This window comes from Paenibacillus cisolokensis, assembly GCF_050481165.1.
GTDB classification, from domain to species: Bacteria; Bacillota; Bacilli; order Paenibacillales; family Paenibacillaceae; genus Paenibacillus_AH; species Paenibacillus_AH cisolokensis.
This window is the reverse complement of sequence record NZ_JBCNFP010000151.1, coordinates 1-6,191: the sequence shown is the minus strand read 5'-3', so window position 1 is coordinate 6,191 and position 6,191 is coordinate 1. Positions and strand designations below refer to the sequence as shown.

The window sequence follows — 6,191 nt, the reverse complement described above, 5'->3', positions numbered from 1 at the left end:
TTACGTTCATCATAGCTAGAAAGATACTGGAGGCTCATATATCCGATAATGCCGCTTGCCACTAGCGTTTTGTCGGGGTGTTGTACGCTATGCTCCTCGGAAAATCGCCAGACGATACTCAAACGATACTAGAAAAGATAGCTGTCACGGCTAAGTTGAACTCGTCTTGAGATTTCCCGGCCTTGACCGGCTTCCGTTCATGCCGAATTGACGACGGTTATACTATTGCTTTCGATAAGGCGCCACCCGTCTCCCGAGCGTAAGACCTGCCCATACTAAAAAGAGGATGAGAGGGAGCTCGGCAGCCACGTATATCCCGACCGTTATAATGTCTATCGTCTCCGCGTCGTAAAAGCGGTACAATGCATACGCTGTAAAAGGGATTTCGACAAGCCCGGCGGTGATGAAGCCCGGCGTGTATGTTTTTAGCATGACGGTATAGCCGACATGTTTGATCCCGTCGAGGAAGAGGATGGCGATTATTCCGACGAATAAAGGGTGCAGCTTGCCGCTGTTTTCGAAATCGCCGGCAGCGAAGCATGTTGCCAGAAAAAGTAACGATCCGAGCAGCAGCACTGCGACCGTAAACTGGAACGTGATATTTTTCTCCCAATTGTATATGCGATTTTCCGCGATCCGAGGCTGATCTTTATGCTTTCGCAGCCATTTTTCCATTGTGATGATCTCTTCTCCGTCATGGATGAAAAAAGCAGCCGGGAGCAGCCATACCAGCTCTTCCAAACGAATCAGTTCATTGAAGTACGACAACACTATCGCCTCTCCTTACGCTCCGGTTAAACCGGCAATTCTCCATTTACTATAATATTTTTCGGACATCAATGCGGGAATATGAATCTTGATTTTTTTTGTGTTTGTAAAGTTATTTTCAATCGAATCACTTGATCCTTGCACTACGTCGGGGTGTAAAATATTTAACATACCATAAAAACAATTTTCGTGGTGAAAAGGAAGTCTGGTCATAATGAGCGGCAAAGTTGCAGTATTGAACTTTGATCAAACGTTATGTTCGCAGCCTCATTTTCTTCAGCCTGCTTTTGAGTGGATTGAACTGTCGGATATAGGGCAGACCAACGGATATTGTTCGAAGGATTCGCTCCGGGAAATTGGCAGCAGATTGCAAAAACGCCGGAATAGAGGCGTTACGCTGATCGGAAGAGGAAATTATCACTATGTAAGCTACCTGCTGACGTCCGAGCTGTCCGTACCTTTTACCCTTGTGCTGTTTGATTATCATTCAGATATGATGGAGACGCCGGACGACATGCATATTTCTTGCGGTTCGTGGGTGCTCGAAGCGATCAGGAGGCTTCCTCACCTGCGCAAAGTGTTGTTGATCGGTGTAAGCGAGGCCGGTTTGAAGCAAATGCCAGGGGATGTTCGGGCCAAAGTATTGGCGTATCCGAACGATAACGTCAATGAATCGGAATCCGGCATCCGCTCGTTGGTGTCGAATATTCCGACCGATACGGTGTATATCAGCATCGATAAAGATGTGCTGAATCCGGGCGAGGCGGTCACAGACTGGGAGCAAGGCCGGTTTTCGTTGCGATTTATGGTCCGCATTCTCGAAGCCATTGCCAAGGCGAAAAGGGTCGCCGGGGTCGATATATGCGGCGAGTATCCGATAACGCCGGCGCATATTTATCGCAATGAAATGCGGCAAGCGTCGCGAATCAACGAACAGGCCAACCGGTACCTTGCAGAGCGGGCCGTTCAGTGGATGAGCGAAACCGTGCCTTCCGGACATACGGTCCATCGGTCCGCCGGTTAAATTGTGAATGGTAAATGACGAATTCAAAATGATAAAATCACATTAAATGACGCGAAATGACGCGATAGAGGAGATTCGACATCCATGGCCCCGTTAAAGGAAGAGCAGTTGGAGCAAATTCGCAGCCAAAGGAAATTTCAAATCATGATGGCCGCTTTGAAGGTATTCGCCGAAAACGGCATCAGGCTGACGAAAATCAACATGATCGCGGCCGAAGCGGGAATCAGCCACGGCCTGCTGTATCACTATTTCAAATCCAAAGAAGAAGTGCTGTATGAAAGCCTTCAATGGGCGATAAGCGGATCGGGCGAACTGTTTCAGGAAATTGCAGAGATGCAGTCGGGCCCCGTCGAGAAGATCAAACATCTTGTCAAAACTGCGTTTACGGAAGGAAACAGTGATGTATTCCGGGTAATCCACCATTTGCGGCGAACGAATCACGACGTCCCCGAGCATATCGCGGCGCTGATCGAGCGCTCATCGAAGGAATACATCACCTTTCTCCTTCCCTTGTTTATCGAAGGGCAGCGCACCGGGGATATTGTTCAAACCGACCCGCAGGAGCTGCTGGAGATGTTTTTAACCGTCATAACGGGGTTGATGATGGAAGGGGATCTGGAATGGTGGGGCCGGGATATCGACCGTAAAATCGATCTGCTGATGAGAATGATTACGGCGCGGTAGCTCTGCCGCTGGCCGGTTTTTCAAAAAACCATTGACAAAAGCCGTAAATCATAATAGTCTTTTTTTTGACTGAACAAGTCAATCAAAAAACTTGTCTGTCTTTCGTGGCTTCGTGTCAAGTTGAGGAGGGGTACGAGTTGGGAGAAGTGATGATTTCCGTCCGGGAGCTCAGGAAAGCTTATGGGGATCGGACCATTCTCGACGGGCTTTCTTTCGAGGTGGAGTGCGGAACGATATTTGCATTGCTCGGGGAAAATGGCGCCGGCAAGACGACAACCGTCCGTATTTTGTCGACCCTGATCCAACCGGATGCCGGGAAGGCGACGATCGCAGGACACGATTGTATCAAGGACGCGGCCGCAATCCGCAAAATAATCAGCTTGACAGGGCAATATACCACGGTTGACGAGCAGCTCACCGGGGAAGAAAATTTGCGGATGATGGGACGGCTCAGCCGTCTGGATCGCCATACAATCAAGAAGCGGACGGCGGAGCTGCTGCAGCAATTCGATCTGGAGGAGGCGGCCGGACGGCAGGTCAAGACCTATTCGGGAGGCATGCGCCGAAGGCTTGACATCGCCGTCAGCTTGCTCGCTTCGCCGTCCATTATTTTTCTGGACGAACCGACGACAGGTTTGGACCCGCGCAGCCGGATGCGCCTGTGGGACACGATCCGCCAGCTTGCGCAAAGCGGCACGACCATCCTGTTGACGACGCAATATTTGGAGGAAGCGGATAAGCTTGCGGACCGAATCGCGGTCATGAACGGAGGAGGGATTGTCGCGGAAGGAACGGCCGAGGAGCTGAAACGGATCGTCGGCAGCGAATGGATCGAGCTGATTTTCCGCCATCGGGACGATCTGGCGAAAGCCCGGGCGTTGGTAAACGGTCAACCGGACGAAACCCGCAATACGATTGCCGTTCCTTCCGACGGTTCCGCGGAAAGCTTGAGGCGGTTGCTCAACGGACTGCATGAACGGGGAATCGAACCGGCATCCGTTCAATTGCGGAAGCCGACGCTGGATGACGTCTTTATACAAATGACAGGACGACAAAAGGAGGCGGTGAGCGTCTGATGGAGAAATCCCGGTTATTGTGGGCCGCAAGCGATAGTTGGGTGATGCTGCAACGCAATATAAAGCATTTGGTACGGAATCCGGAATCTTTGTTTATCAACATTTTTTTGCCTGTCGTGCTGATGCTGATGTTCGTCTATGTATTCGGAGGGGCGATCCAAACGGACACTGCGTACGTCAATTACATCGTCCCGGGCATTATTATTTTTTGCGTCGGTTACGGCAGTTCGATGACGGCGGTAAGCGTCAGTCAGGATCGGCTCGGCGGTTTGTTCGAACGGTTGCGAAGCATGCCCGTTCACCCTTCCTCGTTTATGCTGGGCCATGTGATCGGCAGCTTCGTCCGGAATGCGATCAGCGCGGCCTTGGTGTTCGTCGTCGCCTTTCTGCTCGGATTCAGACCCGAGGCCGGCTGGCTGGATTGGCTTGGCGTCGTATTGCTGCTCAGTTTGTTTATTTTATCGGTTTGCTGGCTGGCCGTCGTCTTCGGGCTGCTGGCCAAAAGCGTCGAAACCGCCAGCGCCTTCACCTTTATCGTCATGTTCATGCCTTATGTCAGCAGCGCGTTCGTTCCGACCGACACGATGCCGTCATGGCTGCGCGCGTATGCCGATTATCAACCGTTTACCCCGCTTATCGAAACGTTGCGAGGTCTGCTTCTCGATACGGATATCGGCCGTCAATCCTGGATTGCCGTCGTTTGGTTCGGCGGTCTGCTGTTCGTTTCTTATATCGCTGCCATGATCCTGTTCAGAAGGAAAGGATAGACGCGGAATGCAGCCGGACTGGCTGCATTCCGCATTATTTTTGCGATGCTTTGTCGGGCAAAAGGTAGGGCAGGATGAGCAAAGCCGCAGCAAGCAGCAATGCCGTAGGGATGCTACATGGATGCTCTAGGAATGCCGTAGGAATGCTGTAGAGATGCTGCATGGATGCCCTAGGGATGCTGTTTCTTGATTGAGACTAGAGAAGCCGTCGGTGGCGAAAATGATCGGAACGCTTGTATAAGTTGTACGTTGTACAACTAAATATCCGAAAACGGGGCGCTCCGGCGGAAATAGTTGTAGATCGTACAACTAAAGCGGCCGGGATGCGACTCTTGGAGGCATTTAGAGCAGTTTTATTGCACATGATGCAATAAAACCGCCGGAAACGGACGCGAAAGCGCCCTTCCATTGCATGAAGTGCAATGAAAGGGCAGCGTGAGCGCGGCGAATGGAGCGATGGCAGCATGAGTACGGCGAAATGGTGCAATAGAAGGCCAGTATGCAAGCGGCGAAATGGTGCAATAGGAGCGTGCAATCGGCTGAAATGGAGCAATGGCAGTGTAAAAGCGACGAAGTGGAGCGAAAGCAGCATGCGAGCGACGAAGTGGAACGACGGCGGCATGGAAGCGATGAATGGAGCGATGGCAGTGTAAAAGCGACGAAGTGGAGCGAAAGCAGCATGCAGCATTGAAATGGAGCAATGACAGCATGTATGCGGCGAAATGGAGCAGTGGCAGCATGCGAGCGGCGAAATGATGCGCAGTTCTGGATAATGGGCGGGCATCGAATCGGCAACTGCCAGGAAGGCCCGGAAAGCCCGGAAAGTCTTGGCCGGCCCTGAATAAAGCCATGGCATTTAGGTGCAACATTTGCCGCAGTTGTCAAGTCTAATAGATCGGAGAAAATGAAAAATGAAACGCGGAGGATGAGTTGCGATGAAAAAGAAGCTGTCGCTCGTACTGTCGGGAACGATTCTGGCGATTGCACTCGTTTCGGGAGCCGCGGCTGCCTCGGGGCCGATAAAGCTGTTCGTGAACGGTAAGGAAATCCGAAGCGATGTCGCACCTGTGGTCGAGAAAGGACGCGTCCTTGTCCCGATTCGCTGGGTCGCCGAAGCGCTTGGCGCCGATGTGAAATGGGACAAAAACAGCCAAAGCGTCCGGATCGAAGATCAGGGCGGGCAATCGGCCAGCCAGCGTCTTGAGTTGATAGAACGGTTCTATGCGCCGGAATCGGCCAAGGAGGCGGCGGAGACGTGGGCGGAAGCCGTCAAGCAGCGGAACGGCGCAGTGCAGTATTCGTTGCTGTCCTCCGAAGCGCAGAAGGCGACGATCGACGAGTTCGAGCAATGGAACTGGGTGCCCGGCGTATCGAGCCCCTGGACCGACAAGTATACCGTCTCGCTCCTCAGCTCGAACAACAAGGACCGTTACGTCTATACGGTCGAGTTTCAAATGAAGACGTCGACCGGCGATGCGGGCAAAGGCAATGTCGAAGTTACGGTCGTCTATAAGGATGACAGATGGGTCATTACGGACATTGAGCCGGATCCCGATGCCAAATCGCTGCCGGATCTCGTTCTGCCGTAAGGCGGCTGGTCGGCGGGGCATGCGGACTTCGAAGGTTGCTGTAGCCGGAGTGAATGAAGCGACGCTGTTTCGCCTGTAATCACGACACCGTGTACCGCAACCGTCAATCATTCAGATTCGCTGAAGGAAGGAGCCGTTATACCGGGTTTCGGGAAAAGGAGAAGGGAGAAAAGGAGAAGGGAGAAAAGGAGAAGGGAGAAGAGGGAAGGTAGAGGGTAGAAGAGGGGAAGGTAGAAGATAGAAGGTAGAAGATAGAAGATAGAAGATAGACCCCCATGCCGCT

7 protein-coding genes are annotated in these 6,191 nt (G+C 52.2%); 6 read left to right on the top strand and 1 reads right to left on the bottom strand.

The features are described from left to right. Window positions 1-222 precede the first annotated feature (222 nt). Window positions 223-771, bottom strand: coding sequence for an HXXEE domain-containing protein (locus tag ABEV74_RS20910; RefSeq protein WP_430149255.1), 549 nt, complete (start codon window positions 769-771; stop codon window positions 223-225). A 211-nt stretch (window positions 772-982) separates the two neighbouring features. Between ABEV74_RS20910 and ABEV74_RS20905 the strand changes: the two genes are divergently transcribed. The 6 genes from ABEV74_RS20905 to ABEV74_RS20880 all read left to right on the top strand — a co-directional run bounded on the left by ABEV74_RS20905 (window position 983) and on the right by ABEV74_RS20880 (window position 5,908). After that, window positions 983-1,792, top strand: coding sequence for an arginase family protein (locus ABEV74_RS20905; RefSeq protein WP_430149252.1), 810 nt, complete (start codon window positions 983-985; stop codon window positions 1,790-1,792). An 84-nt stretch (window positions 1,793-1,876) separates the two neighbouring features. Next, window positions 1,877-2,476, top strand: coding sequence for a TetR/AcrR family transcriptional regulator (locus ABEV74_RS20900; protein ID WP_213531832.1), 600 nt, complete (start codon window positions 1,877-1,879; stop codon window positions 2,474-2,476). Window positions 2,477-2,622: 146 nt separating this feature from the next. Then, on the top strand, window positions 2,623-3,552 hold the full coding sequence (locus tag ABEV74_RS20895) for an ATP-binding cassette domain-containing protein (RefSeq protein ID WP_430149258.1): 930 nt from the start codon (window positions 2,623-2,625) through the stop codon (window positions 3,550-3,552). Then, on the top strand, window positions 3,552-4,319 hold the full coding sequence (locus ABEV74_RS20890; RefSeq protein ID WP_430149249.1) for an ABC transporter permease: 768 nt from the start codon (window positions 3,552-3,554) through the stop codon (window positions 4,317-4,319). Before ABEV74_RS20895 ends, ABEV74_RS20890 begins: the two co-directional genes overlap by 1 nt. A gap of 499 nt (window positions 4,320-4,818) precedes the next feature. After that, window positions 4,819-5,010 carry a hypothetical protein gene (locus ABEV74_RS20885; RefSeq protein WP_430149246.1) on the top strand — a complete coding sequence of 64 codons (192 nt, stop codon included), beginning with the start codon at window positions 4,819-4,821 and terminating at the stop codon, window positions 5,008-5,010. A 244-nt stretch (window positions 5,011-5,254) separates the two neighbouring features. Beyond that, window positions 5,255-5,908, top strand: a complete 654-nt coding sequence (locus ABEV74_RS20880) for a copper amine oxidase N-terminal domain-containing protein (RefSeq protein WP_430149243.1) — start codon at window positions 5,255-5,257, stop codon at window positions 5,906-5,908. Window positions 5,909-6,191: the final 283 nt, after the last annotated feature.

Bases quoted from the DNA above. Each gene is read 5' to 3' on its own strand.
- ABEV74_RS20905 (WP_430149252.1), top strand. From the start codon at position 983: ATGAGCGGCAAAGTTGCAGTATTGAACTTTGATCAAACGTTATGTTCG.
- ABEV74_RS20900 (WP_213531832.1), top strand. From the start codon at position 1,877: ATGGCCCCGTTAAAGGAAGAGCAGTTGGAGCAAATTCGCAGCCAAAGG.
- ABEV74_RS20890 (WP_430149249.1), top strand. From the start codon at position 3,552: ATGGAGAAATCCCGGTTATTGTGGGCCGCAAGCGATAGTTGGGTGATG.
- ABEV74_RS20885 (WP_430149246.1), top strand. From the start codon at position 4,819: ATGCAAGCGGCGAAATGGTGCAATAGGAGCGTGCAATCGGCTGAAATG.
- ABEV74_RS20880 (WP_430149243.1), top strand. From the start codon at position 5,255: ATGAAAAAGAAGCTGTCGCTCGTACTGTCGGGAACGATTCTGGCGATT.